The sequence below is a fragment of the Streptomyces sp. NPDC060209 genome (assembly GCF_042728155.1).
Lineage (GTDB): Bacteria > Actinomycetota > Actinomycetes > Streptomycetales > Streptomycetaceae > Streptomyces.
In genome coordinates, this window is sequence record NZ_JBHWZS010000099.1 from 1 (window position 1) to 26770 (window position 26770).

Annotated in this window: 26 protein-coding genes and 1 pseudogene; 22 read left to right on the forward strand and 5 right to left on the reverse strand. The window is 69.5% G+C overall.

The genetic code is table 11. The features are described 5' to 3' along the window. Positions 1-317: 317 nt before the first annotated feature. The 18 genes from ACFWFI_RS20175 (at position 318) to ACFWFI_RS20260 (ending at position 16811) form a co-directional block, all read left to right on the forward strand. Positions 318-1421 (forward strand): LCP family protein, encoded by a 1104-nt coding sequence (locus ACFWFI_RS20175; protein ID WP_387391886.1) that lies wholly within the window; start codon positions 318-320, stop codon positions 1419-1421. A gap of 177 nt (positions 1422-1598) precedes the next feature. Then, positions 1599-1823 (forward strand): 50S ribosomal protein L31, encoded by a 225-nt coding sequence (rpmE, locus tag ACFWFI_RS20180; protein WP_033298361.1) that lies wholly within the window; start codon positions 1599-1601, stop codon positions 1821-1823. Positions 1824-1976: 153 nt separating this feature from the next. Then, positions 1977-3053: a peptide chain release factor 1 gene (prfA, locus tag ACFWFI_RS20185; RefSeq protein ID WP_056794329.1), complete on the forward strand. Its 1077-nt coding sequence runs from the start codon at positions 1977-1979 to the stop codon at positions 3051-3053. A gap of 51 nt (positions 3054-3104) precedes the next feature. Then, a complete protein-coding gene (gene prmC, locus ACFWFI_RS20190; protein WP_387391889.1) occupies positions 3105-3950 on the forward strand; it encodes a peptide chain release factor N(5)-glutamine methyltransferase in 846 nt (281 codons plus the stop codon). 58 nt (positions 3951-4008) lie between these two features. After that, complete coding sequence (locus ACFWFI_RS20195) at positions 4009-4656, forward strand: L-threonylcarbamoyladenylate synthase (protein ID WP_387391892.1); 648 nt, start codon at positions 4009-4011, stop codon at positions 4654-4656. Beyond that, positions 4653-5294, forward strand: coding sequence for an arsenate reductase/protein-tyrosine-phosphatase family protein (locus ACFWFI_RS20200; RefSeq protein ID WP_387391895.1), 642 nt, complete (start codon positions 4653-4655; stop codon positions 5292-5294). The genes ACFWFI_RS20195 and ACFWFI_RS20200 overlap by 4 nt, the downstream gene beginning before the upstream one ends. A gap of 140 nt (positions 5295-5434) precedes the next feature. Then, complete coding sequence (gene glyA / locus ACFWFI_RS20205; protein WP_387391897.1) at positions 5435-6724, forward strand: serine hydroxymethyltransferase; 1290 nt, start codon at positions 5435-5437, stop codon at positions 6722-6724. Positions 6725-6823: 99 nt separating this feature from the next. Beyond that, the gene (locus tag ACFWFI_RS20210; protein WP_387391899.1) at positions 6824-8200 is read left to right on the forward strand and encodes an MraY family glycosyltransferase; all 1377 of its coding nucleotides are present in this window, start codon (positions 6824-6826) and stop codon (positions 8198-8200) included. A gap of 262 nt (positions 8201-8462) precedes the next feature. After that, on the forward strand, positions 8463-8900 hold the full coding sequence (locus ACFWFI_RS20215) for a hypothetical protein (RefSeq protein ID WP_387391901.1): 438 nt from the start codon (positions 8463-8465) through the stop codon (positions 8898-8900). 222 nt (positions 8901-9122) lie between these two features. Next, positions 9123-9938, forward strand: a complete 816-nt coding sequence (atpB, locus tag ACFWFI_RS20220; RefSeq protein WP_387391904.1) for a F0F1 ATP synthase subunit A — start codon at positions 9123-9125, stop codon at positions 9936-9938. 73 nt (positions 9939-10011) lie between these two features. After that, the gene (gene atpE, locus ACFWFI_RS20225; protein WP_014048348.1) at positions 10012-10257 is read left to right on the forward strand and encodes an ATP synthase F0 subunit C; all 246 of its coding nucleotides are present in this window, start codon (positions 10012-10014) and stop codon (positions 10255-10257) included. A gap of 42 nt (positions 10258-10299) precedes the next feature. Continuing rightward, positions 10300-10845: a F0F1 ATP synthase subunit B gene (locus ACFWFI_RS20230; protein WP_387391907.1), complete on the forward strand. Its 546-nt coding sequence runs from the start codon at positions 10300-10302 to the stop codon at positions 10843-10845. Then, entirely contained in the window at positions 10842-11657 is an 816-nt protein-coding gene (locus tag ACFWFI_RS20235) for a F0F1 ATP synthase subunit delta (RefSeq protein WP_387391910.1), read from the forward strand. The genes ACFWFI_RS20230 and ACFWFI_RS20235 overlap by 4 nt, the downstream gene beginning before the upstream one ends. 146 nt (positions 11658-11803) lie before the next feature. Then, positions 11804-13375 (forward strand): F0F1 ATP synthase subunit alpha, encoded by a 1572-nt coding sequence (gene atpA / locus ACFWFI_RS20240; RefSeq protein ID WP_136328755.1) that lies wholly within the window; start codon positions 11804-11806, stop codon positions 13373-13375. 3 nt (positions 13376-13378) lie between these two features. After that, the gene (locus tag ACFWFI_RS20245) at positions 13379-14296 is read left to right on the forward strand and encodes a F0F1 ATP synthase subunit gamma (RefSeq protein WP_387391914.1); all 918 of its coding nucleotides are present in this window, start codon (positions 13379-13381) and stop codon (positions 14294-14296) included. After that, positions 14296-15738, forward strand: a complete 1443-nt coding sequence (atpD, locus tag ACFWFI_RS20250; protein ID WP_356530883.1) for a F0F1 ATP synthase subunit beta — start codon at positions 14296-14298, stop codon at positions 15736-15738. The genes ACFWFI_RS20245 and atpD overlap by 1 nt, the downstream gene beginning before the upstream one ends. A 109-nt stretch (positions 15739-15847) precedes the next feature. Further along, positions 15848-16222, forward strand: coding sequence for a F0F1 ATP synthase subunit epsilon (locus ACFWFI_RS20255; RefSeq protein ID WP_387391918.1), 375 nt, complete (start codon positions 15848-15850; stop codon positions 16220-16222). A 142-nt stretch (positions 16223-16364) separates the two neighbouring features. Next, the gene (locus ACFWFI_RS20260) at positions 16365-16811 is read left to right on the forward strand and encodes a DUF2550 domain-containing protein (RefSeq protein WP_014154045.1); all 447 of its coding nucleotides are present in this window, start codon (positions 16365-16367) and stop codon (positions 16809-16811) included. Between the two features lie 98 nt (positions 16812-16909). On the opposite strand, the gene ACFWFI_RS20265 is transcribed toward ACFWFI_RS20260, so the two are convergent. From ACFWFI_RS20265 to ACFWFI_RS20275, 3 genes are all read right to left on the reverse strand, one after another. After that, positions 16910-18790 carry a glycosyl hydrolase family 18 protein gene (locus tag ACFWFI_RS20265; protein WP_387391921.1) on the reverse strand — a complete coding sequence of 627 codons (1881 nt, stop codon included), beginning with the start codon at positions 18788-18790 and terminating at the stop codon, positions 16910-16912. A gap of 168 nt (positions 18791-18958) precedes the next feature. Beyond that, positions 18959-19609 (reverse strand): response regulator, encoded by a 651-nt coding sequence (locus tag ACFWFI_RS20270; protein WP_387391938.1) that lies wholly within the window; start codon positions 19607-19609, stop codon positions 18959-18961. A 5-nt stretch (positions 19610-19614) separates the two neighbouring features. Further along, positions 19615-20799 carry a sensor histidine kinase gene (locus tag ACFWFI_RS20275; protein WP_387391924.1) on the reverse strand — a complete coding sequence of 395 codons (1185 nt, stop codon included), beginning with the start codon at positions 20797-20799 and terminating at the stop codon, positions 19615-19617. A 151-nt stretch (positions 20800-20950) separates the two neighbouring features. On the opposite strand from ACFWFI_RS20275, the gene ACFWFI_RS20280 reads away from it, so the two are divergent. Further along, a complete protein-coding gene (locus ACFWFI_RS20280; protein ID WP_387391927.1) occupies positions 20951-21508 on the forward strand; it encodes a hypothetical protein in 558 nt (185 codons plus the stop codon). On the opposite strand, the gene ACFWFI_RS20285 is transcribed toward ACFWFI_RS20280, so the two are convergent. Continuing rightward, positions 21509-22081 (reverse strand): cob(I)yrinic acid a,c-diamide adenosyltransferase, encoded by a 573-nt coding sequence (locus tag ACFWFI_RS20285; RefSeq protein ID WP_387391930.1) that lies wholly within the window; start codon positions 22079-22081, stop codon positions 21509-21511. It abuts the gene before it with no gap. A gap of 53 nt (positions 22082-22134) precedes the next feature. Then, positions 22135-22421 (reverse strand): annotated as a pseudogene (locus tag ACFWFI_RS20290) (ABC transporter permease); the annotation flags it as partial. Between the two features lie 210 nt (positions 22422-22631). Here ACFWFI_RS20290 and ACFWFI_RS20295 point away from each other — a divergent pair. The 3 genes from ACFWFI_RS20295 (at position 22632) to ACFWFI_RS20305 (ending at position 26767) form a co-directional block, all read left to right on the forward strand. Next, entirely contained in the window at positions 22632-23480 is an 849-nt protein-coding gene (locus ACFWFI_RS20295) for a 3-hydroxyacyl-CoA dehydrogenase family protein (protein ID WP_031091501.1), read from the forward strand. 244 nt (positions 23481-23724) lie between these two features. Then, positions 23725-24048 (forward strand): STAS domain-containing protein, encoded by a 324-nt coding sequence (locus ACFWFI_RS20300; RefSeq protein WP_014154038.1) that lies wholly within the window; start codon positions 23725-23727, stop codon positions 24046-24048. A gap of 244 nt (positions 24049-24292) precedes the next feature. After that, entirely contained in the window at positions 24293-26767 is a 2475-nt protein-coding gene (locus ACFWFI_RS20305; protein ID WP_387391935.1) for an ATP-binding protein, read from the forward strand. The last annotated feature ends 3 nt before the right edge of the window (positions 26768-26770 follow it).

The window sequence follows — 26770 nt, forward strand, 5'->3', positions numbered from 1 at the left end:
GACCGGACCCCACCGAGGGTCCGGAGCCGGTCCGCTGTCGTGCGGGGGCCGGCCGGGGCGAGACCTTGCCCACAGCGGCGGATCCGGATCAGCCGCGCTGCCGGTCCTGGAACGATACGGCGAACCCGCAGGTGGGGCCCATGATGCGCTGCTCCGGAAGGCCGCCGGGGAAACCGTCGTGGGGACTCGTCGCACTCGTGGACACCCGCTCCCGCTGTGCGAGTCTTTTCCGTGCTTCGGCTCCGGCGCAGTGCCGGCCAGCCACGACTGAATCTCCTGGCAGGGGACCAGGGAGCACCGCAGAACGAGGGAGCCGTATGACCGAGCAGAGCAGGAGCACCGGCCGAATACGCGGCACCGGCAGCCGCCGGAGGAAGCCGTCGCGGACGCGCCGGGTGAAGAGGATCGCCCTGTGGGGCGCCGCCGCCCTTGTGGTCGTCGGGGGATCCGGGCTCGGTTACGCCTACTTCACGCTCAACGGGAACCTGAAGGGCGTCGACATCGACGCCGCCCTGGGTACCGAGCGTCCCGCCGACGTGGACAACGGGTCGCAGGACATCCTGGTCCTGGGATCGGACTCCCGCTCCGGGGCCAACTCCGAGTACGGCGCCGACGAGGGCTCCGCCCGGGCGGACACCGCGATGATCGTCCACGTCAACGAGGGGCACACCTCCGCCAGCGTGGTCTCGGTCCCGCGGGACACCCTCGTCGACCGCCCCGCATGCACGAGCGACACGACCGGTGAGCAGGTGGGCGCCGAGCACCAGACGATGTTCAACTCGGCCTACCAGGTCGGTGGGCCCGCCTGCGCGGTGAAGACCGTCGAGGCCATGTCCGGCATCCGCATGGATCACTACGTCGAGGTCGACTTCACCGGATTCAAGAAGCTCGTCGACGAGCTCGGCGGCGTCAAGATCACCACCTCCCAGGCGATCGACGACCCCGACAGCCACCTCGCGCTGAAGCCCGGCACCCACACCCTGAGCGGGGAGCAGTCGCTCGGCCTCGTCCGTACGCGCCACAGCGTCGGCGACGGCAGCGACCTGGGCCGCATCCAGCTCCAGCAGGCGTTCGTGAAGGCCCTGATGGACCAGGCGAAGAGCGTCGGGGTGTTCTCGGACCCGAAGACACTCTTCGGAGTCGCCGACACCGCGACCAAGGCCGTCACCACCGACTCCGAGCTGGCCTCCGTCAAGAAGCTCACCGGCTTCGCCGACGGGCTCAAGGGGCTCGGCTCGAAGAACGTCGACATGGTCACGCTGCCCGTGGAGTACGACCCCGAGGACCCGAACCGCGTGCTGCCCCAGGAGAAGGCCGACCAGCAGGTGTGGGCGGCGCTGAAGCAGGACAAGCCCGTCCCGGCGTCGGCCACGGCGAAGTCGGCCGGCGACAAGGGCGGGGCGGGAAAGGTCGTACGGTAACGCCACCTTCCGTCACCATTTGGTCGCGGAACGTTCCCCGTACGCACGGGAATACACACGGCCGGGTCCTCGTTTTGGGAGATACGGCCGGTCCTGGCAGACTGGTACGTCGGTCCCGGTTCACGGACGCGCAATCCGCGCGAACGACCCGGAACCCTCCCGAATCTAGGAGACACCTTGAAGCGCGACATTCACCCCGAGTACGTCGAGACGCAGGTCAGCTGCACCTGCGGTGCGTCGTTCACCACCCGGAGCACCCTCGACGGCGGCGCCATCCGCGCCGACGTCTGCTCCGAGTGCCACCCGTTCTACACGGGCAAGCAGAAGATCCTCGACACCGGCGGCCGTGTGGCCCGCTTCGAGGCCCGCTTCGGCAAGGCTGCCGGCTCCGCCAGCAAGTAGCGAGCCACTGCGCCGGTTCCCGACGCCCTCCAACGGGGCGCCGGGACCGGCGTTTTTTCCGGCTGTGCGGCCGGGTGCGCCCCAGGGGTGCACACCGGCGGTACACCTCCAGCAGGCCCGCAGACGTATGACGCAGAAACCAGGAGCCCGAAGATGTTCGAGGCGGTCGAGGAACTGATCGGCGAGCACGCCGATCTTGAGAAGAAGCTCGCCGACCCGTCGGTCCACGCCGACCAGGCCAACGCGCGCAAGCTCAACAAGCGCTACGCGGAGCTGACCCCGATCGTCTCCACCTACCGGTCCTGGAAGCGGACCGGTGACGACATCGGTACCGCCCGCGAATTCGCCGCCGACGACCCGGACTTCGCCGCCGAGGTCAAGGTCCTGGAGAAGCAGCGCGAGGAGATCACCGAGAAGCTCCGCCTTCTCCTGGTCCCGCGTGACCCCAGTGACGACAAGGACGTGCTCCTGGAGATCAAGGCGGGCGCGGGCGGCGACGAGTCCGCCCTCTTCGCCGGCGATCTGCTGCGCATGTATCTGCGCTACGCGGAGCGCGTCGGCTGGAAGACCGAGATCATCGACTCCACCGAGTCCGAGCTCGGCGGCTACAAGGACGTCCAGGTCGCCGTGAAGACCAAGGGCGGCAACGGTGCCACCGAGCCCGGCCAGGGCGTCTGGGCCCGGATGAAGTACGAGGGCGGCGTGCACCGCGTGCAGCGTGTGCCCTCCACCGAGTCCCAGGGCCGTATCCACACCTCGGCAGCCGGAGTGCTCGTCACGCCCGAGGCGGAGGAGGTCGAGGTCGAGATCCACGCCAACGACCTCCGTATCGACGTCTACCGCTCCTCGGGCCCCGGCGGCCAGTCCGTCAACACCACGGACTCCGCCGTACGCATCACGCACCTGCCGACCGGCGTCGTCGCCTCCTGCCAGAACGAGAAGAGCCAGCTCCAGAACAAGGAGCAGGCCATGCGCATCCTGCGGTCCCGGCTTCTGGCCGCCGCCCAGGAAGCAGCCGAGCAGGAAGCCTCCGACGTACGCCGCAGCCAGGTGCGCACCGTGGACCGCTCCGAGAAGATCCGGACCTACAACTTCCCGGAAAACCGGATCTCGGACCACCGCGTCGGCTTCAAGGCGTACAACTTGGACCAGGTGCTCGACGGTGACCTCGACGCCGTCATCCAGGCCTGTGTCGACGCCGACTCCGCCGCCAAGCTCGCCGCCGCATAAGGCGCGTAGGACCCGACCCGCCCCGCTCGTGAACCCGTACGGAGAACCGCGATGAACCTGCTGCTCGCCGAGGTGGCCCAGGCCACCCAGCGGCTGGCCGACGCCGGTGTCCCCTCACCGCGATTCGACGCCGAGGAACTCGCCGCGTTCGTGCACGGGGTCAAGCGGGGCGAGCTGCACCATGTGCCGGACGCCGACTTCGACGCCCGCTACTGGGAGACGATCGCCCGCCGTGAGGCCCGCGAACCGCTCCAGCACATCACCGGCCGCGCCTTCTTCCGCTACCTGGAACTCCAGGTCGGCCCCGGAGTCTTCGTGCCGCGCCCGGAGACCGAGTCGGTCGTCGGCTGGGCGATAGACGCAGTCCGGGCGATGGATGTCGTCGAACCGCTGATCGTCGACCTCTGCACCGGATCGGGCGCGATCGCGCTCGCCATGGCGCAGGAGGTGCCGCGTTCGCGCGTGCACGCCGTGGAGCTGTCCGAGGACGCCCTGAGGTGGACCCGGAAGAACGCCGAGGGGTCCAGGGTCACCGTGCACCGCGGCGACGCCCTGAGCGCCCTTCCCGAGCTCGACGGCCAGGTCGACCTGGTCATCTCCAACCCGCCCTACATCCCGCTCACCGAGTGGGAGTACGTGGCGCCGGAGGCCCGCGACCACGACCCGCAGATGGCGCTGTTCTCCGGCGAGGACGGCCTCGACACCATCCGCGGCATCGAACGCACCGCGCACCGTCTGCTCCGCCCCGGCGGGCTCGTCGTCATCGAGCACGCCGACACGCAGGGCGGCCAGGTGCCGTGGATCTTCACCGAGGAGCGGGGCTGGGCCGACGCGGCCGACCACCCCGACCTGAACAACCGGCCCCGGTTCGCGACGGCCCGCAAGGCCATGCCGTGACCACCGGGGCACCGGCACCGCACGATCCCTACCCGCACATGTCCGAGGAGGCCGGCTGATGGCACGGCGATACGACTGCAACGACGCGACCGACCGTACGACCGGCCTGCGTGAAGCCGCGTCCGCCGTCCGCCGCGGCGAACTGGTCGTGCTGCCCACCGACACCGTGTACGGGATCGGTGCGGACGCCTTCAGCTCGGAGGGCGTGGCAGACCTCCTCGACGCCAAGGGCCGCGGCCGCAACATGCCGACCCCCGTCCTGATCGGCTCCCCGAACACCCTGCACGGCCTGGTCACCGACTTCTCCGAGCAGGCATGGGAGCTCGTCGACGCGTTCTGGCCCGGTGCCCTCACGCTCGTCGCCAAGCACCAGCCGTCTCTCCAGTGGGACCTGGGCGACACCCGCGGCACCGTCGCCGTCCGGATGCCCCTGCACCCGGTCGCCATCGAGCTCCTCACGGAGGTCGGCCCGATGGCCGTCTCCAGCGCCAACCTCACCGGACACCCCTCGCCCGAGGACTGCGACGCCGCCCAGGAGATGCTCGGCGACAGCGTGTCCGTCTACCTCGACGGCGGCCCGACCCCCGGGATCGTCCCGTCCTCGATCGTCGACGTCACCGGCAAGATCCCGGTGCTGCTGCGGGCAGGCGCGCTCTCGGTCGAGGAACTCCGCAAGGTGGTACCCGACCTCGAGGTGGCCAATTGACCGCCCCTGAGGGGCGTGGCATAGCGGGGCAGTACGACACTTTCCGCATCCTCCACGTCAGCACCGGCAACGTCTGCCGCTCGCCCATCACCGAGCGGCTGACCCGGCATGCCCTCGTGGACCGCCTGGGAGATCCGCTCAGCGGCGGCCTCATCGTGGAGAGCGCGGGCACCTGGGGGCACGAGGGCGCGCCCATGGAGGCCAACGCCGAGGTCGTCCTCGCCGACTTCGGCGCCGACGCCACCGGCTTCGTCGGCCGCGAGCTCCTGGACGAGCACGTGATCCGCGCCGACCTGGTGCTCACCGCCACCCGGGACCACCGCGCCCAGGTGATCTCCATGGGCCACTCGGCGGGCCTGCGGACCTTCACGCTCAAGGAGTTCACCCGGCTGGTGCGGGCCATAGACCCCGCGACGCTGCCCGACGCCCGTGAGGAGGGCGTCGTCGAGCGTGCCCGCGCGCTGGTGCGCGCCGCCGCGGCCCTGCGCGGCTGGCTGCTGGCCCCCACCGCCGAGGCGGACGAGGTCTACGACCCGTACGGCGCCCCGATCACGTTCTTCCGTTCCATCGGTGACGAGATCAGCCAGGCGCTCGATCCCGTCATGACCGCACTGACCGGGGTACGCGCCCCCCACTGAGCCGCCATCGGCCCACGCGCCCCGTTCCGGGGTGCGCCGACCGGCGTAGAGGGGCGCCCGGCAGCGGGCAGGCGGCCCGGGGCGGGCCTACATTGGATCTGACGCCACGCACCCCCCTCCTCCAGGCCCGGAGCCGTCAGATGTCGGTCACCACTCCTGCCGCACGCGCAGCCGCGCCACAGTCCTCCCCGCCGGACACCGCCATGCCGCAGAACTTCGGCGCCCTGGTCCGCCAGGACCCGGAGATCAGCGGCATCCTGCTGGCCGAGGCCGGGCGGCAGGCGAGCACCCTCCAGCTCATCGCCGCCGAGAACTTCACCTCGCCGGCGGTCCTCGCCGCCCTCGGCTCCCCGCTCGCCAACAAGTACGCCGAGGGCTATCCCGGAGCCCGTCACCACGGCGGCTGCGAACAGGCCGACGCCGCGGAACGCGCCGCGATCCGGCGGGCGATGTCCCTGTTCGGCGCCGAGCACGCCAACGTCCAGCCGCACTCCGGCTCCTCGGCCGTCCTCGCCGCCTATGCCGCGCTGCTGCGGCCCGGCGACACGGTGCTGGCCATGGGGCTCCCGTACGGCGGACATCTCACCCACGGCGCTCCGGGGAACTTCTCCGGCCGCTGGTTCGAGTTCGCCGGTTACGGCGTGGACCCCGACAGCGGGCTCATCGACTACGGACAGGTGCGCGCCCTGGCCAGGGCACGGCGCCCCAAGGCGATCGTCTGCGGGTCGATCTCGTACCCCCGGCACCCCGACTACGAGCAGTTCCGGGCGATCGCCGACGAGGTCGGGGCGTATCTGATCGCGGACGCCGCCCACCCGATGGGGCTGATCGCCGGGGGAGCGGCGCCGAGCCCGGTCCCGTACGCGGACGTGGTGTGTGCGACGACGCACAAGGTCCTGCGCGGACCGCGCGGCGGCATGATCCTGTGCGGCGTCGAACTGTCGGAGCGGATCGACCGCGCGGTGTTCCCCTTCACCCAGGGCGGCGCCCAGATGCACACCGTCGCGGCGAAGGCCGTCGCGTTCGGGGAGGCGGCGACCCCGGCCTTCGCGGTCTACGCCCACCGGGTCGTCGCGCACGCCCGCGTCCTGGCGGCCGCCCTCGAGTCCGAGGGCTTCGAGATCACCACGGGCGGTACGGACACCCACATCGTCGTCGCCGACCCCGCACCGCTGGGCGTCGACGGCCGGACCGCCCGCGAGAGGCTCATGGCCGCCGGTATGGTCCTGGACACATGCGCCCTTCCGTACGGGGACGCGCGCGGGATCCGGCTGGGCACCGCGGCCGTCACCACCCAGGGCATGGACGAGGACGACATGGTGCGGATCGCCGAGCTGTTCGGCGCGGCAGTGCGGCAGGAGGGCGACACGGGCCTGCTGCGGGCCGAGGTGCGCGCACTGGCCGAGCGCAATCCGCCGTATCCGGGGTAGGCGGTGTGGATCAGGGATTGTGATGTGCAACCAACACCCGTGGCTCGGTGTCCTTGCTCATGAGACTAGGGTGTGGGGCTGAGATGGTCGGCGAATTCTGTGGGGCAGCCCGTGCGTGATTACCTGCTGACGCTCTGTGTCACGGCCGCAGTTACCTATCTGCTGACCGGACCGGTGCGGAAGTTCGCCATCGCGGTCGGGGCGATGCCCGCGATCCGTGCGCGTGACGTACACCGGGAACCGACACCTCGGCTCGGTGGCATCGCCATGTTCGGCGGACTGTGCGCGGGGCTGATCGTCGCGGACCACCTGTTCAACCTGAACGGCGTGTTCGAACTCTCCAACGAACCGAGAGCGCTGCTGTCCGGCGCCGCCCTGATCTGGCTGATCGGTGTCCTGGACGACAAGTTCGAGATCGACGCGCTGATCAAGCTCGGCGGACAGATGATCGCGGCCGCCGTCATGGTCATCCAGGGTCTGACGATCCTTTGGCTGCCCATCCCCGGCGTGGGCACCGTCGCGCTCACGCAGTGGCAGGGCACGCTGCTCACGGTGGCGCTGGTGGTGATCACCATCAACGCGGTCAACTTCGTCGACGGCCTGGACGGCCTCGCGGCAGGCATGGTCTGCATCGCGTCCGCGGCGTTCTTCCTCTACACCTACCGCCTCTGGTACGGATACGGGATCGAGGCGGCCGCGCCCGCGACGCTCTTCGCCGCGATCCTGATGGGTATGTGCCTCGGCTTCCTGCCGCACAACATGCATCCCGCCCGGATCTTCATGGGTGACTCCGGATCGATGCTGATCGGCCTGGTGCTCGCCGCCGGCGCGATCTCCGTCACCGGCCAGGTCGACCCGGACGCGATGAAGCTCTTCGAGGGCAGCGAGCGGCAGGCGACCCACGCGATGCTCCCGGTCTTCATCCCGCTGCTGCTCCCTCTGACGATCATCGCCATCCCGGCCGCCGACCTCGTGCTGGCCATCGTGCGGCGTACCTGGAACGGCCAGTCGCCGTTCGCGGCCGACCGTGGCCACCTGCACCACCGGCTGCTGGAGATCGGGCACTCGCACAGCAGGTCCGTGCTGATCATGTACTTCTGGTCGGCGCTGATCGCGTTCGGTGCCGTCGGCTACTCCGTGCACTCCGCGTCGCTCTGGATCGTGCTGGTGATCGTGGGGCTCAGCGCCGTGGGCCTCGTCCTGCTGCTCATGCCGCGCTTCACTCCGCGCGCCCCGCGCTGGGCGGAGTCCTTCGTGCCGCCGCGGTACCGGCGGCGGCAAGCGGGTCACGGCGAGTCCGCGGACGCAGTGGACGCCACCCCGCAGGGTCAACAGGGCTCCGGCGGCTCGCACATGGCCTCCCCGGCGTCTGAGCGGGCCTCGGTGCCCGTGGGTGTCTCCGGCGTCAACGGAGCGACCGCGATCGGCCCCCGTTCGCGCTTCACGGATCGGGATCGGGCCGACTCACCGCGTTGACTCTGCTGCACAGAAGTCCCCATACCAGACAATGCGCCGTGATGTTCTGCACACACGCGCGAAGTAACTCTCATGTGTGACAGCTGGCACACTTTCTGAGTAAAGACCTCATCAAATAGTTTGTGATACCGTTCACGAAGCCCGGTGAGGAGGCCGAAGGACCTGAGTAGCACGGTCCATTGGCCCGAAGCATCGACTCGGACCGGGCCTACGCTCGTCCCTGACGACCACTGACCACCCCCTGCAACGCGGAGTAACCGCCATGCCGTCCAACGACGCCCGGACTCTCCTTCACACCGCCGTGCCCACCGCTGCCGCCGGTGTTGTCGCCGTCGCTGTCAGCGCTGCGCTCGCCGGCGGCAAGGGAGCGATCGGCGCAGCGGTCGGGACGCTGGTGGTGATCCTCTTCATGGGGATCGGGCTCGGCGTTCTGCAGCGCACCGCGAAGTCGATGCCGCATCTGTTCCAGGCCATGGGACTGGTGCTGTACACGACCGAACTGCTGTTGCTCTTCGTCTTCGTCGCCGCGTTCCAGGACACGACGCTGTTCAACCCGAGGGCTTTCGCGGCCTCGCTGATGGCCGCGACGCTCGTGTGGGTCGCGGCGCAGATCCGCGTTCACATGAAGACCAAGATCCTTTACGTCGAGCCGGACTCGTCCGCGGGCAAGACGCCCGAGAACATGGGGTCTTCGACGTGAGGGGTAGGGCCGGGATAAGCGCGCGTTCGAGACCCTGCTATCGTCCGGTGCCAACTGCGGCACTGCGGGCGCGGGCATCAAATTCGGCGCCTGCTCCATCGCGAGGCGTAATGCCTGAGCCGCCCCCCATCCGTAACACCAGTCCAGTGCCGACCAGCGGCTGCTTGCCGCGCCGACACAACGAGGTTGCCGTACCTATGCGCCACGCTGAAGGAGCCCGCGGTGAGTGCTGACCCGACGACGGTGCTCGCCTTCGAGACCGACTGCCACATCTTCGACGGATGCGGCTTCCCGGCTCCTGGCCTGCACTCCTTTGTTTTCGAGCCGATGTTCACCGTCGGCGGCATCGAGATCAACAAGCCGATGCTGCTGGCGGTCCTGAGCACCGTTGTCGTCGTCGGCTTCTTCTGGGCGGCTTTCAACAAGCCGAAGCTGGTGCCCGGAAAGCTTCAGATGGTCGCCGAGGCGGGTTACGACTTCATCCGCACCGGTGTGGTGTACGAGACGCTCGGCAAGCGTGAGGGCAAGAAGTACGTACCCCTCATGGTCTCGCTGTTCTTCTTCATCTGGATCATGAACCTCTGGGCGATCATTCCGCTCGCCCAGTTCCCGGTGGTCTCGGTCATCGGATTCCCGGTGGCGCTGGCCGCGATCGTCTACATCCTGTGGGTCAGCCTGACCTTCAAGCGGCACGGTTTCGTCGGCGGCTGGAAGAACATCTCCGGCTACGACCCGTCGATCGGCCCGGCTCTTCCCTTCGTCATGCTCATCGAGATCATGTCGAACCTGCTGATCCGGCCCTTCACACACGCCGTGCGACTCTTCGCCAACATGTTCGCCGGCCACGTGCTGCTGCTGATCTTCACGATCGCCAGCTGGTACCTGCTGAACGGCATCGGCATCGCATACGCCGGTGTCTCGTTCGTGATGACCATCCTGATGACCGCCTTCGAGCTGTTCATCCAGGCGCTGCAGGCCTACGTGTTCGTCCTTCTGGCCTGCAACTACATTCAGGGCGCTCTCGCCGAGAAGCACTGAGCAGCCAGCTCCACCCCCGATAGTCGTCCGGTGGCCAACCCCCACCGGTTCTGAAAGAGAAGGAAGAAACGGCATGTCCGCTCTTGAGACCCTCGCCGCCGTCAACATCACGGGCAACCTCGGTTCCATCGGCTACGGCCTCGCCGCGATCGGCCCCGGCGTCGGCGTCGGCATCATCTTCGGTAACGGCACGCAGGCGCTTGCCCGCCAGCCCGAAGCTGCCGGCCTGATCCGCTCGAACCAGATCCTCGGCTTCGTCCTCTGTGAGGCGCTCGCCCTGATCGGTCTCGTCATGCCCTTCGTCTACCCGGTCGACTAAGTCGCGGCATTCCGACTGCCCGATGCGACGAAAGGCATTGATGTGAACGCCCTACAGCTGGCGGCCGAGGAAGAGATCCAGAACCCGCTGCTCCCGGCGATCCCTGAGATCATCATCGGCCTGATCGCCTTCGCCATCGTCTTCGGCTTCCTCGCCAAGAAGCTCCTCCCGAACATCAACAAGGTTCTGGAAGAGCGCCGCGAGGCCATCGAAGGCGGGATCGAGAAGGCCGACGCGGCCCAGACCGAGGCCCAGAGCGTTCTTGAGCAGTACAAGGCTCAGCTCGCCGAGGCCCGCCACGAGGCCGCCCGCCTGCGCCAGGAGGCGCAGGAGCAGGGTGCCGTCATCATCCAGGAGATGAGGGCGGAAGGTCAGAGGCAGCGCGAGGAGATCATCGCGGCCGGCCACGCCCAGATCGAGGCCGACCGCAAGGCCGCGGCGTCCGCGCTGCGTCAGGACGTGGGCACCCTCGCCACCGCCCTGGCCGGCAAGCTCGTCGGCGAGTCCCTCGAGGACCACGCCCGGCAGAGCGGCACCGTCGACCGATTCCTCGACGAGCTCGAGGCGAAGGCCGAGGCCGTCCGATGAACGGAGCGAGCCGCGAGGCGCTGGCCTCCGCACGCGAGCGTCTCGACGCACTGACCGACTCCACGTCGGTCGACGCGGCGAAGCTCGCCGAGGAGCTGGCAGCCGTCACCGCGCTGCTCCACCGCGAGGTATCGCTGCGCCGGGTCCTCACCGACCCGTCGCAGGGTGGCGAGGCCAAGGCCGAGCTGGCCGGACGGCTGCTGAGCGGTCAGGTGGGCGGCGAAGCCGTGGACCTGGTCTCCGGCATGGTCCGCTCCCGCTGGTCGCAGTCGCGTGACCTGGTCGACTCGGTCGAGGAGCTGGCGAACACCGCAGACCTCACCGCGGCCCAGCGCGCGGATGTGCTCGACGACGTCGAGGACGAGCTGTTCCGGTTCGGCCGGATCGTCGGTTCCGACAAGGAACTGCGGTCCGCGCTCACCAACCGGAGGGCGTCGACCGCCGCCAAGGGCGAGCTGCTCAGCAGCCTGCTCGGCGGCAAGACGCAGCCCGTCACCGAGCGTCTCGTCACGCGCCTCGTGAATCAGCCGCGTGGACGTAGCCTTGAAGCGGGACTCGACTCCCTGGCCAAGCTGGCCGCGGAGCGCAGGGACCGCTTGGTCGCCGTCGTCACCTCGGCGGTGCCGCTGTCCGACCGGCAGAAGCAGCGCCTCGGCGCCGCTCTGGCGAAGATCTACGGCCGTCAGATGCACCTGAATCTGGACGTGGACCCGGAGGTCCTCGGTGGGATCTCGGTGCGCGTCGGTGACGAGGTCATCAACGGCACGATCGCGGAGCGCCTCGAAGAGGCGACCCGCCGGATGGCCGGCTGACGCGCGCAGCGCAACAACCGCACCAACTGAACGAGCAAGAACAGCGGCCCGGTTGGGCCGTGCAGAAATTGCAGAAGATTCCTGGGGGTCGCCCCCAGACCCCCTTAAGAAACTTCGGGCCCAACAAGGAGAGCAGGGAACCCCAGATGGCGGAGCTTACGATCCGGCCGGAGGAGATCCGGGACGCACTGGAGAACTTTGTCCAGTCGTACCAGCCGGACGCGGCCTCGCGCGAGGAGGTCGGGACGGTCAGCGTTGCCGGCGACGGCATCGCGAAGGTGGAGGGCCTGCCCTCCGCCATGGCGAACGAGCTGCTGAAGTTCGAGGACGGCACTCTCGGTCTCGCCCTCAACCTCGAGGAGCGCGAGATCGGTGCGATCGTCCTCGGCGAGTTCAGCGGAATCGAGGAGGGCCAGCCGGTGCAGCGCACCGGTGAGGTGCTCTCCGTCGGCGTCGGCGAGGGTTACCTCGGCCGCGTCGTCGACCCGCTCGGCAACCCGATCGACGGTCTCGGCGAGATCGCGACCGAAGGCCGTCGCGCCCTCGAGCTGCAGGCCCCTGGCGTCATGGTCCGTAAGTCGGTGCACGAGCCGATGCAGACCGGCTACAAGGCCGTCGACGCCATGGTGCCGATCGGCCGAGGCCAGCGTCAGCTGATCATCGGCGACCGTCAGACGGGTAAGACCGCTCTGGCCGTCGACACGATCATCAACCAGCGCGACAACTGGCGCTCGGGCGACGTGAACAAGCAGGTGCGCTGCATCTACGTCGCCATCGGTCAGAAGGGCTCCACCATCGCCTCCGTGCGCGGTGCCCTCGAAGAGGCCGGCGCGCTCGAGTACACGACCATCGTCGCCGCCCCGGCGTCCGACCCGGCCGGCTTCAAGTACCTGGCGCCGTACACCGGCTCGGCCATCGGCCAGCACTGGATGTACGACGGCAAGCACGTCCTCATCATCTTCGACGACCTCTCGAAGCAGGCCGACGCCTACCGCGCCGTGTCGCTTCTGCTGCGCCGTCCGCCGGGCCGCGAGGCCTACCCGGGCGACGTCTTCTACCTGCACTCGCGTCTGCTGGAGCGCTGCGCCAAGCTCTCCGACGACATGGGCGCCGGTTCGATGACGGGCCTCCCGATCGTCGAGACCAAGGCGAACGACGTGTCGGCGTTCATCCCGACCAACGTCATCTCCATCACCGACGGCCAGTGCTTCCTGGAGTCCGACCTGTTCAACGCGGGTCAGCGTCCGGCGCTCAACGTCGGTATCTCGGTCTCCCGAGTCGGTGGCTCCGCCCAGCACAAGGCCATGAAGCAGGTTTCCGGCCGACTGCGCGTGGACCTCGCCCAGTTCCGTGAGCTGGAGGCGTTCGCTGCCTTCGGTTCCGACCTGGACGCGGCCTCGAAGGCGTCGCTGGAGCGCGGTAAGCGCATGGTCGAGCTGCTGAAGCAGCCGCAGTACGCCCCGTTCCCGATGGAGGAGCAGGTCGTCTCGGTCTGGGCCGGCACCACGGGCAAGATGGACGACGTCCCGGTCGAGGACATCCGCCGCTTCGAGAGCGAGCTGCTGGAGTACCTGCGCCGTGAGCGCAAGGACCTCCTGACCAGCATCGCCGAGGGCGGCAAGATGTCCGACGACACGCTGCAGTCGATCGCCGACGCGATCGCCGCCTTCAAGCAGCAGTTCGAGACCTCGGACGGCAAGCTCCTGGGCGAGGGCTGATCGATGGGCGCTCAGCTTCGCGTTTACAAGCGCCGCATCCAAGCCGTCACCGCGACCAAGAAGATCACCAAGGCGATGGAGATGATCGCCGCCTCGCGCATCGTCAAGGCGCAGCGCAAGGTGACGGCGTCGATGCCGTACGCGACCGAGCTCACCCGTGCGGTGACCGCGGTGGCGACCGGCTCGAACACCAACCATCCGCTCACCACCGAGGCCGAGGCTCCGGCCCGGGCGGCGGTCCTGCTCCTCACGAGCGACCGCGGTCTGGCCGGCGGCTACTCCTCCAACGCCATCAAGGCGGCGGAGCGGCTCCGGGAGCGGCTGGCTGCCGAGGGCAAGGAGGTCGACACGTACATCGTCGGCCGCAAGGGTGTCGCGTACTACGGCTTCCGTGAGCGCAAGGTCTCGGAGTCGTGGACCGGCTTCACGGACAGCCCCGAGTACTCGGATGCCAAGAAGATCGCCGAGCCCCTCATCGAGTCCATCCAGAAGGACACGGCCGAGGGCGGCGTCGACGAGCTGCACATCGTCTTCACGGAATTCGTGTCGATGATGACGCAGAACGCGGTCGACGGCCGGATGCTGCCGCTGTCGCTCGACGAGGTCGCGGACGAGAGCACCGAGAAGGGCGAGATCCTTCCGCTGTTCGACTTCGAGCCGTCGGCCGAGGACGTCCTCGACGCTCTTCTGCCGCGCTACGTCGAGAGCCGTATCTACAACGCACTGCTGCAGGCCGCCGCTTCCGAGCACGCCGCCCGCCGTCGTGCGATGAAGTCGGCGACCGACAACGCCGGGGATCTGATCAAGAGCCTCTCCCGGCTTGCCAACGCGGCCCGCCAGGCCGAAATCACCCAGGAAATCAGCGAGATCGTCGGCGGTGCAGGTGCGCTGGCCGACGCGTCCGCGGGGAGTGACAAGTAATGACGACGACAGTTGAGACGGCCGCTGCCACGGGCCGCGTCGCCCGGGTCATCGGCCCGGTCGTCGACGTGGAGTTCCCCGTCGACGCGATGCCGGAGATCTACAACGCCCTGCACATCGAGGTCGACGACCCGGCCGAGGCCGGCGCTCGTAAGACGCTGACCCTCGAGGTCGCCCAGCACCTGGGCGACGGCATGGTCCGCGCGATCTCGATGCAGCCCACCGACGGCGTGGTCCGCCAGGCCCCGGTGACCAACACGGGTACGGGCATCACCGTCCCGGTCGGTGACATCACCAAGGGCAAGGTGTTCAACACCCTCGGTCAGATCCTGAACGAGCCGGAGGCCGAGGCGCAGATCACCGAGCGCTGGCCGATCCACCGCAAGGCCCCGGCCTTCGACCAGCTCGAGTCCAAGACCGAGATGTTCGAGACCGGCCTGAAGGTCGTCGACCTGCTGACCCCGTACGTCAAGGGCGGCAAGATCGGTCTGTTCGGTGGTGCGGGCGTCGGCAAGACGGTCCTCATCCAGGAAATGATCATGCGTGTGGCGAAGCTGCACGACGGTGTGTCGGTGTTCGCCGGTGTCGGTGAGCGCACCCGTGAGGGCAACGACCTCATCGACGAGATGACCGACTCGGGCGTCCTGGAGAAGACCGCACTGGTCTTCGGCCAGATGGACGAGCCGCCGGGCACCCGTCTTCGGGTCGCGCTGTCCGCCCTGACCATGGCGGAGTACTTCCGCGATGTGCAGAAGCAGGACGTGCTGCTCTTCATCGACAACATCTTCCGCTTCACGCAGGCCGGTTCCGAGGTCTCCACGCTGCTCGGCCGCATGCCGTCCGCAGTGGGTTACCAGCCGACCCTGGCCGACGAGATGGGTGTGCTCCAGGAGCGCATCACCTCGACGCGTGGTCACTCGATCACCTCGATGCAGGCGATCTACGTCCCCGCGGACGACCTGACCGACCCGGCCCCGGCCACCACGTTCGCCCACCTCGACGCGACGACGGTTCTCTCCCGTCCGATCTCCGAGAAGGGCATCTACCCGGCCGTGGACCCGCTGGACTCCACGTCCCGCATCCTGGACCCGCGTTACATCGCGCAGGACCACTACGACACGGCCAGCCGCGTCAAGGGGATCCTGCAGAAGTACAAGGACCTCCAGGACATCATCGCGATCCTCGGTATCGACGAGCTGGGCGAGGAGGACAAGCTCGTTGTCCACCGTGCCCGTCGCGTCGAGCGCTTCCTGTCGCAGAACACCCACGCCGCCAAGCAGTTCACCGGCCTGGACGGTTCGGACGTTCCGCTCGACGAGTCGATCGCCGCGTTCAACGCGATCTGCGACGGGGAGTACGACCACTTCCCCGAGCAGGCGTTCTTCATGTGCGGTGGCATCGAGGACCTCAAGGCGAATGCCAAGGAGCTCGGCGTCTCCTGAGCCTCCGGCTCACCGAGGGGGGTGGGTGTGTCCCGCCCCCCTCACCACGCCCCGTAGAATTGAACCGACACCCGGCACGACCGCCGGGTGGTGACCCGAGGAGCCACCCTTGGCTGCTGAGCTGCATGTCGAGCTGGTCGCCGCGGACCGCAGTGTCTGGTCCGGCGAGGCCACCCTCGTTGTCGCACGTACCACGTCCGGCGACATCGGCGTCATGCCCGGTCACCAGCCGCTTCTGGGTGTGCTGGAATCGGGCCCCGTGACGATCCGTACGAGCGACGGCGCGACTGTTGTCGCCGCTGTGCACGGCGGTTTCATCTCGTTCGCGGACAACAAGCTCTCGTTGCTGGCGGAGATCGCCGAGCTTGCTGACGAGATCGACGTCCAGCGCGCCGAGCGTGCGCTGGATCGTGCGAAGTCGGACACGGATGCGGGCGCCGAGCGCCGCGCGGACGTGCGACTGCGTGCGGTGGCGGCGCACTGAGCGTCCCCACAAGGAGTTTTTGACTCAGCCGCGGCCCGAGCTGGAGAGATCCAGACCGTGTCGCGGCTGAGGCAATGCAGGTGCAGTCCGGTTCGGCTCGGTTCGGTATCCGTTACTCGACGATGCGAGGAGGTCGGTGGAGATGGTCCTCGCTTTGTGGGTGGGCGGTCTGGTCGTCGTACTGGTCGCGGTGGGTCTGTTCGTCTTCGGCCTCCGCAGGCGGCTGATCCAGCGCTCCGGCGGAACCTTCGACTGCAGCCTGCGCTGGGACGTGTCCGAGGAGCCGGACCCGTCCGGCAAGGGCTGGGTGTACGGGGTCGCCCGCTACAGCGGTGACCGTGTCGACTGGTTCCGGGTCTTCTCCTACTCGCCCCGTCCGCGCCGCGGCCTGGAGCGCTCCGCCATCGAGGTGGTCGCGCGCCGGCTGCCCGAGGGCGAGGAGGAGCTCGCGCTCCTGTCCGATTCCGTCGTGCTCGGCTGTCTCCACCGGGGGACGCGCCTGGAGTTGGCGATGAGCGAGGACGCCCTGACCGGTTTCCTCGCCTGGCTCGAGGCGGCACCGCCCGGCCAGCGAGTCAATGTGGCTTGAGCAAAGAGGCATGCGAAAACCGGGGAGACAGGGGGCGGACCTGTCTCCCCGGCGCTTTTTCGGGGGTGCGACCGCCTCGTGGGGGGCGGGGGAAGACCCTAGTTGAGGCCGCTGTCCATCGCGCTCACGAGCTCACCGTTCGCGGTGTCGCCACTGAACTCCCAGAAGAACGCCCCGCCCAGCCCCTGGCTGTTCGCCCAGGCCATCTTGGACGTGATCGTCGCCGGGGTGTCGTAGCTCCACCAGTTGGTGCCGCAGTGGGCGTATGCGGTGCCGGCGATCGTGCCGGTGGCCGGGCAGCTGTTCTTGAGGACCTTGTAGTCCTCGATGCCCGCCTCATAGGTGCCCGGGGCCGCCCCGGTCGCCGTGCCGCCGGGTGCCGCCTGGGTGACGCCGGTCCAGCCGCGTCCGTAGAAGCCGATGCCTAGCAGCAGCTTCTTCGCCGGGACGCCCTGGGCCTTCAGCTTGGCGATGGCGGCGGCGCTGTTGAAGCCCTCCTGCGGGACGCCGCTGTACGAGGTCAGCGGGGAGTGCGGGGCCGTCGGACCCTTGGCCTCCCAGGCGCCGAAGAAGTCGTACGTCATCACGTTGTACCAGTCGAAGTACGCCGAGGCGCCGGCGTAGTCGGCGGCGTCGATCTTGCCGCCCGCCGAGCCGTCCGCGGTGATCGCGGCGGTGACCAGGTTGTTCGTGCCGAACTTCGTGCGCAGAGCCGAGGAGAGGTTCTTCAGCGCGGCCGGACCGCTGGTGTCACAGGTCAGGCCGCAGGCGTTGGGGTACTCCCAGTCGATGTCGATGCCGTCGAAGACATCGGCCCAGCGGGGGTCCTCGACCAGGTCGTAGCAGGACTGGGCGAACGCGGCCGGGTTCTGCGCCGCGGCACCGAAGCCGCCGGACCAGGTCCAGCCGCCGAACGACCAGATGACCTTGATGTTCGGGTACTTCGCCTTGAGCTTGCGCAGCTGGTTGAAGTTGCCCCGCAGCGGCTGGTCCCAGGTGTCGGCGACGCCGTCGACCGACTGGTCGGCGGTGTAGGCCTTGTCGTAGTCGGCGTAGGCGTCACCGATGGTGCACTTGCCGCCCTGGACGTTGCCGAACGCGTAGTTGATGTGCGTGATCTTCGCGGCGGAGCCCGAGGTCACGAGGTTCTTGACGTGGTAGTTGCGCCCGTAGACGCCCCACTCGGTGAAGTAGCCGAGGTTGACCTTGTCGCCGGTCCCGGGTCCCGGGTCGGTGGTGCCGGTGGTGCGGACGGCCACCGAGGCGCTGACCGGACCGGTCTGGTCGGCGGTGTCACGGGCCTGCACGGTGTACGAGTAGTCGGTGCCCTTGCTGAGAGCGCTGTCGGTGTACGTCGTCGTGGTGACCGTCGCGACCTTGGCGCCGTCGCGCAGGACGTCGTAGTTCTTGATCCCCTTGTCGTCCGTGGCGGCGGTCCAGCTGATCTTCGCCGAGGTGTCCGTCACGTTGCTCGCGGTCGGGGTGCCGGGCTTGGACGGTGCATTGTCGCCGGGGACGCTGCCGCCGTCACAGGAGGCGCCGTTCAGCTTGCAGCCGGTGGGGGAGCCGGAGCCGGTGCCGTTGAAGCCGAAGCTGATGCTGGCGCCCGGGGCGACCGTACCGTTCCAGCTGAGGTTCTTGGCGGTCCAGTGGGTTCCGGAGCTAGTGACGGCGGCGTCCCAGGCGGAGCCGACCGCGGTGCCGGAGGGGAAGTCCCACTCGATCGTCCACGAGGAGAGGGCGGTGGTGCCGGTGTTCTTGACCGTCCACTGGCCCTCGAAGCCGGTGCCCCAGTCGGACTTCTTGACGTAGGTGGCGGTCGCGGAGGTGGCGGCCTCGGCGGGGGAGGCCAGGCCGACCATCGCGGCGAGGGGAAGCAGCAGTGCGGTGAGGCCCGCGATCGCCTTGGACCTGGTGGCTGTGCCGGCTCCGCGTCTCCATCTGAGGCGGGTGAGGCGTACGGGGTTGTCAGTGCTCAACGGTGCTCCTCGGGTGAGGTCCGGCAAACGGGGATGGTCCGTAACCTGCAAACCCTGCGTCGCCCTGAGCCCGCTTTGTCATGGCGTACTCACCGCAGCGTGTTCGGTGAGATTAGGAAGGTCTGGACCAATCGTCAAGAGGTCCAGACCAAAGATCCGCGCCGGAGGTCAGAGGCCCAACTCCTGCGCGAGCACCGCCGCTTGGACCCTGCTGCGTAGCTCCAGCTTCCCGAGCAGCCTGCTGACGTGCGTCTTCACCGTGGCCTCGGCCATCGAGAGCCGCCCGGCGATCTCCGCGTTCGACAGCCCCTCGCCGAGACAGACCAATACCTCCCGCTCCCGGCGCGTCAGCGTGTCGAGCGCCGCCGGAGCGGGCCCCGCCGTCCTGCGCGCGGAGGAGGTCCCGGCGAACTCCTCGATCAGCCGCCGCGTCACAGCCGGGGCGATCAGTCCCTCGCCGCGCGCCACCGTGCGTACGGCGTCGAGGAGATCCTTGGCGTCGGTGTTCTTCAGCAGGAAGCCCGACGCACCCGCGCGCAGCGCGCCGAAGACGTATTCGTCCAGGTCGAAGGTCGTCAGCACCAGCACGTCGGCCAGCCGCTCCGCCACGACCTGCCGCGTCGCGGACACCCCGTCGAGCCGGGGCATCTGCACGTCCATCAGCACCAGATCCGGGCGGAGTTCACGGGCCAGGCGCACGGCGGCCTCGCCGTCGGCCGCCTCGCCAACGACCTCGATGTCCGGCGCGCTGCCCAGGATCAGCACCAGTCCCGCACGCACGGCCGACTGGTCCTCCGCGACCAGCACCCGGATCGTCATGTCCGTCACGTCCTTTCCTCGACGGGCAGTTCGGCCCGCACCAGCCAGATCTTCACGCCACCCCGGGGCTCCGGCCCCGCCTCGATCCTCCCGCCCAACAGCGCCACCCGTTCCCGCATCCCCACCAGACCGGCCCCCGAACCGGGAGCGCGCGGCCCCGGCCGGTCGCCGAACACGCTGCTCACCTCCACCGTCAGCACCTCGCGCGAGCGTCCCAGCCGGACCGTCACCGGGCCGGGCGCCGCATGCTTCAGCGCGTTCGTCAGCGACTCCTGGACGATGCGGTACGCGGCCAGCTCGACCGGCGCGGGCAGCGGTCCGGACTCCTCGCGGCCGTCGTCCAGGGCGACGACGAGCCCGCTGGACGCGGAGTTCGCGCCTGCCTGTCCCACGAGGGCGTCCAGGGAGGCGAGGGTCGGTGCCACGCTCGGCGGTCCGTCCGCGCCGCTCTCCCGCAGCAGCCCGATCAGCCGTCGCATCTCGGCCAGCCCGTCGACACTGTTCTGCCGGATGACCCCGAGGGCCTCACGGGAGGTGTCCGGTTCGTCGATGGAGAGCGCGGCGGTTGAGTGGATGGCGATGGCGGAGAGATGGTTGGCGACCATGTCGTGCAGTTCGCGGGCCATGCGGGACCGCTCGGCGGTCACCGCCTGGACCCGGTCCATCTCGGCCAGCAGCGCGGTCTGGTCGGCGCGCAGCTGGGCCGCCTCCGCCGCCTCCCGGTGGTTGCGCACACTGACACCGGTGAGGGCGGGTGCGAAGGAGACCAGCCCGGTCACCACACCGATCAACAGGGCCTCGGGGTTGCGGAACCAGGCCAGGAATCCGATGGTGACCGCGACGGTGACCAGGAACGTGGTCACCGGAATCCGCCTGGCGGCAGCCGGAGTCCCGTAGACCACGGCCGCGTACATGAGGTCGGTATACATCAGGACGGTCGCCAGGCTGCCCGTCGTGAACTGGTCGGCGATCAGTGCGAGCGTCCCGAGGACGAGCGCGGCCTGCGGCCGGCTCCGGCGCATCAGCTCCAGACCGGCCGTCACCACGAGGGGCAGCAGGGCCATCCAGTGGGCGTCGAAGATCCGGCCGGCCTGGGGGTGCAGCCCGGCGGCCCAGAGCGCCAGCCCGCCCGCAAGCCCGATCACCGCGATCAGTACGTCGTGGCGGTGCGGCCGCAGAGAGATGAACACACGTCCATCCAACACGGCGCGGACGCGCGGCACGTCCGTACGCGGGGTGAGGTCCCGCTACATCGAAGGATGCAGTCACGTTTCGTCACTGCCGACGACGATCCGGCGCCGTGCGGAAGGGAGTCTGGAGGGGACCGGAAGGAGAAGGACTGTGATCGTCACACTGATCGTGCTCTGCGAGGTCGGTTTCTGGGTCCTGCTGGCCGCCGGACTCGCGCTGCGCTACGTCGCGAAGAAGCCCCGGCTGGGTGCGGCCGTGCTGCTGTGCGAGCCCCTGCTGGAGATCGTCCTGCTGGTGGTGACGGCCATCGACCTGAAGAACGGTGCCGAGCCGGGCCTGAAGCACGGCCTGGCCGCCGTCTACATCGGCTTCACGGTGGGACTCGGCCACTCCACCATCAAGTGGGTCGACGCCAGGGTCGCCCACCGCTTCGCGGGCGGCCCGCCGCCGGTGAAGCCCCCCAAGTACGGGATGGCCCGGGCCGCCCACGAGTGGCGCACCGCCGCCCGCTGGATCCTGGCCTCGGTGACGGCCATCGCCCTGCTCCAGGCGGCGGTCTGGTACGTCGGCGGGGACGGCGACACCGGCTCGCTGCGCATGTGGCAGCAGAAGATGCTCTGGGTGATCGGGATCAACCTGATCATCGCCGGCGGCTACACGCTCTTCCCCAAGCAGGAGCCCAAGCAGCGGGTCGGGACGGGCCGCTGATCAGCGCTCGCCGCCCGGCACCCACAGAACGTCGCCGACCTCCTTGTTCGCCGTCCTGGCCAGGATGAACAGGAGGTCGGAGAGGCGGTTCAGATACGTCGCCGTCAGCGCGTTCATCACGTCGCCGTGCACCTCCAGCGCCGCCCAGGTGGACCGCTCCGCCCGCCGGACGACCGTGCAGGCCTGGTGCAGCAGTGCCGCCCCCGGAGTACCGCCCGGAAGGATGAAGCTGCGGAGCTTCTCCAGTTCCTCCAGGAAGGTGTCGCAGTCCGCCTCCAGCTTGTCGACGTAGGACTGCTCCACCCGCAGCGGCGGGTACTTCGGGTCCTCCACCACCGGCGTGGACAGGTCCGCACCCACGTCGAACAGGTCGTTCTGCACACGGACGAGGACCTTGACGACGTCCTCGGAGAGGCTCCCGAGCGCGATGGCCGTACCGATGACGGCGTTGGCCTCGTTGGCGTCGGCGTAGGCCGAGATCCGCAGATCGGTCTTGGCGGTCCGGCTCATGTCGCCGAGGGCCGTGGTGCCCTTGTCGCCGGTACGGGTGTAGATGCGCGTCAGATTGACCATGGGGCCAGCCTAAGGGCCTCTCATCTGGTCCAGGCAGGGCTCGCGCGCCCTGGTCACGCTCCGGCCCTCCGGAAGACACGCGTGCCCACCGTCACGGCCAGGAGGGCTGACGTGAGCGCCACCATGACCCCGTACGGCATGTGCGCCGTGACGTACGAGCCGACGTACGCGTCCCGGACCGCGTCCACGAGGTAGCGGAACGGTGTCAGGTGCGACAGGACGTCCAGCCACGCCGGGCCGGGTGTCATCGGCAGCATCGGACCGGAGAGCAGCATGGCCGGCACGGTGAGCGAGTTGATCACCGGCCGCCGAACTCCTGCGGCGTGCGTACCTTCATCGCGCGACGCGCTGGTCCTGCTCGACGACACGGAGGACCTCCTCGGCGAGAAGGTCCTCAACTACGCACGAGGCGCCGCCGCGTGACACCGGGCGGTGTGATGTCCGTCATGTGAGACGTGACGCGCATCTCTTCGTGGCCTCACGGCCCCTCACGGGTACTAATCTCCGCCGGAGAGCATGCGAACAACTGAGAAGCATTGGGGTGCGAAACGTGGCCAGGAAGCTCGCCGTCATCGGCGCCGGACTCATGGGGTCCGGTATCGCGCAGGTCTCCGCCCAGGCGGGCTGGGACGTCGTGCTGCGTGATGTCACCGACGAGGCCCTGGCCCGTGGGCGCGGCGGGATCGAGGCCAGTTACGGCAAGTTCGTCGCCAAGGGCAAGCTGGAGGCGGCCGACGCCGAGGCCGCGCTCGCCCGGATCACCACGACCACCGACCTCGACGCCGTGGCCGACGCGGACGTCGTCGTCGAGGCCGTCTTCGAGAAGCTCGAGGTCAAGCACGAGATCTTCCGTACGCTCGACAAGGTCGTACGGGAGGACGCCGTCCTCGCCTCCAACACCTCCGCCATCCCGATCACCAAGATCGCGGCCGTGACGGAGCGCCCGGAGCGGGTCGTCGGGGTGCACTTCTTCTCCCCGGTCCCGATGATGCAGCTCTGCGAGCTGGTGCGCGGATACAAGACCAGCGACGAAACCCTCGCCACCGCGCGGGAGTTCGCAGAGTCCGTCGGCAAGACCTGCATCGTCGTCAACCGCGACGTCGCGGGCTTCGTCACCACCCGCCTGATCTCGGCGCTGGTCGTCGAGGCGGCCAAGCTGTACGAGTCGGGCGTCGCCTCGGCCGAGGACATCGACACCGCCTGCAAGCTGGGCTTCGGCCACGCCATGGGACCGCTCGCCACGGCCGACATGACCGGCGTCGACATCCTCCTGCACGCCACGGGCAACATCTACACCGAATCCCAGGACGAGAAGTTCGCCGCTCCGGAGCTGATGCGCCGGATGGTCGATGCAGGTGACATCGGGCGCAAGAGCGGGCAGGGCTTCTACACCTACTGATCACGACCGGGGCCCCGGGCTGCCTGATGTGCCGTCAGCCAGCCGCGGGGGTCACGGGATCCGACGCCGTCCGGCGCACGGATCCAACGGGTGGCGCCGGGCCCGCTTCACCCCTCGGGGTGAATTCGGTATCGGTTCGCTTACAGACGGCAACTTCCCTGTCGCTGCGACAGTCAGTTGTGGCAGAGGAAGAAAGAGAAACAGACCGACCGACCTTGCTGCGGAGTACTTCCGGGGAGCGCATATGCACATCAGGGGCGACCACGCCGAGCTGGTCGTCGGGGGCCGCCTCGACGTCCGAAGCGCGGCGGACGCCCGTACGGTTCTGCACTCGGCCGTCGACGACGGAGCCGGCGATCTCGTGCTGAACCTGACCGAGCTCGACTCGTGGGACGCCACCGGACTCGGCGTCATCATGGGCGCGCACCGCAGAGCCGGCCGGGCCGGCAGGCGGCTGGTGCTGCGCGGCGTGCCGCCGCAGATGCAGCGCCTGCTGGTGGCGACGAGGCTGCACAGGATCCTGGCCATCGAGGGCGGGCTCGCCGCGGACTCCCTGCCACGCGTCTAGGACCTTTCCTCCAGGAGGTCCCGGGAGCGTCCGCCGGAGGGCGATACACGCACAATCCTCACGAGAATGTGATGTCGGGGGCGGCGCGGCCCCCCACCGGTTCGTAGATACTGTGCGAAGGTTTAGGGTTCGGCCGTCTGCCGATCGACTGGAACCCACTGGCGGACACCGGACCGGGAGCGACAGCGGGGCGTGCGAGGCCGGAGGGGGCAACCGCGCGCTGCGCGTCTGGGGGACTTTGACGATGGACCCGACCAACCGGGGACCGGAAGAGTACGGCAACGACCGTTCCGGTGACGACGGTGCGCGGCGACGGCAGTCCCGCGACCCGCTGACGCCCGACTTCGGGCACCAGACACCACAGCAGTCGCGCACGGTGCAGCTGATATCGGGCGACTTCCTGCTCACCGTCAATCCGGTCGACGGCAGCGAGATCGAGCCCTGCCGGCCCGGCGAGCAGCCCGACGCGCCCGTACGCCACACCGCCGCCCAGCGCGTGGAGCGCGAGCGCGCCGCCGCGCCGCCCGTCCCGCCGGGGCCGCCCGCGCCACAGATGCCTCTCCTGGAACGCCAGGACGAGCGTGAGCGCCTGGTACGGCTGCTCGCCCGGGGGCGCTCGGTGTGCCTCACCGGACCGGCAGGGTCCGGCCGCACGGCTCTCCTGGACGCCGTCGCCGCCGACTGCGCGGACCTGGCACCCGACGGGGTCGTACGGCTCTCCGGGCACAAGCGGACCACCATCGACCTCCTGTACGGGCTGTTCGAGGCCGTCCACCGTGCTCCGCTGCACCGCCCCGACCGCGAAGGGCTCCTCGCGCTCGTCCACGGCGTCGGCGCCGTCGTCGTCGTCGACGACCTGGAGCTCGGCGGCGCCGCGCTCCAGGAGCTGCTCGACGCCACCCCCGAGTGCGCGTTCCTCTTCGCCACGACCCCCGACGTGCCGTCGCCCGCTGCCGACGCGAACCTCGAAGAGGTCTTCCTCACCGGTCTCGGCCGCAGCGCCTCGATCGAGCTCATGGAGCACGTCGTGGAGCGCGCGCTCACCGACGAGGAGGCGAACTGGGCGGGAGACCTCTGGTTCGAGTCCGAAGGGCTGCCGTTGCGGTTCGTCCAGGCCGGCGCCCTGCTGCGCCAGCGCGACGACCTGCGCACCGGCCAGGACGCGTTCGACGGCTACGACGACGATCCGGCGGACGCGCCCTTCGGCCGGGCCGAGCCGGCCGACCTTCCGCTGCCCAGCCTCGGCGAGGGCGCCGCGCCCGCCGCCCTGCTCGCCTCCCGGCTGAGCGAGGCCGCCCGCGAGACCCTGCGCTTCGCCGTCGCGCTCGGCGGTGAGGTGCCGCACCAGGCGCACCTGCCGGCGCTCGTGGGGGACACCCACGCCGATGCCGCGCTGGGCGAGCTCGCCCTCAGCGGCCTGCTCTCCCCGGCGGGCCCCCGCTACCGGCTGGCCGCCGGGGTCCTGACCCAGCTGGAGGCGAGCGGATACGGCGAGAGCGCGGACGCGCACGCCCGCAGTGCCGCCCAGCACTACGCCTGGTGGGCAGGCCACCCCTCCGTCACCCCGGAACGCGCGATCGCCGAGTCGGACGCCCTCCTCGCCTCGATGACCCGCCTCGTCCCCGGCGAGACACCGGGACAGGCCAGCGTGGCCGTCCTGCTGGCCCGCAGTGCCGCTCCCGCCTTCGCGGCGGGGATGCAGTGGGGTGCCTGGGAGAAGGCCCTCAGGGCCGGCCAGGAGGCCGCACGGATCGCGGGCGAGGTGGCGGAGGAGGCCTACTTCCACCATGAGCTGGGCGTCCTCGCGCTCTGCACCGGTCATCTGGACCGGGCCAGGGCCGAACTGGAGGCGTCCATCGGCATGCGCGGGGCGCTCGCCGACAAGGCCGGCGCGGTGGCCGGGCGCCGGGCGCTCGCACTCGTCGCGGACCGCTCGGGCGAACCGGTGCACAGCACCCCGGCGGGCGAGGAGGTTCCGGCCCCGCGTCACGACGAGTCGGCCTCACCCCCCGGCGGCACCCCGGCGGCCAAGCCGCTCTTCCCCCGGCTGACCGATACGTCCGCGACCCTGATCAGCCGTCAGGCTCCGGCGGCCGCCGGAGCGTCCCTCGGGCGGATGGGAGTGCTCCGCGGTGCCCGGCGCAATCTCGTCGCGGTGGGCGCGGGCGCACTGCTGGCGGCCGTCCTCGGCACAGTGGTGACGCTGGGCGCCACCTCGGGGAGCGAGGACCCTGAGGGGCAGAACGTCACGACCGAACAGTCGGCCGACGAGGACGACAGCGAGAGCGGCCTCTCGGCGGACGAGCCGACCGAGGATCCGGCCACCGGTGGCAGAACGCCCGGCGGGTCCCCGTCCCCGGGCACCTCGGGCCAGGCCACTCCGTCCGGCAGCGGGACCCCGTCCCCGGGGACGTCGGAGCCCGGTGCGAGCCCGACGTCGGGTACCCCGTCCAGCGGCAGCCCCAGCAGCCGGCCGACCTCCGGGAACCCCTCGCCGACGGGCAGGCCGACGAAGCCGACGACCACGCCTCCCACCACCGAGCCGACTCCCACGGAGCCGACTCCCACGGAAACGACCCCGACGGAGCCCACGCCCTCGGAGCCCACGACGGAGCCGGAGACCTCCAACTCGGCGAGCGGACCGGCCGAGTCGGCGACCGCCTCGGCCTCCAGCGCCGGGCCCGGCCCGGACACCTCCAGCACCCCACCGGTCGCCTGAACC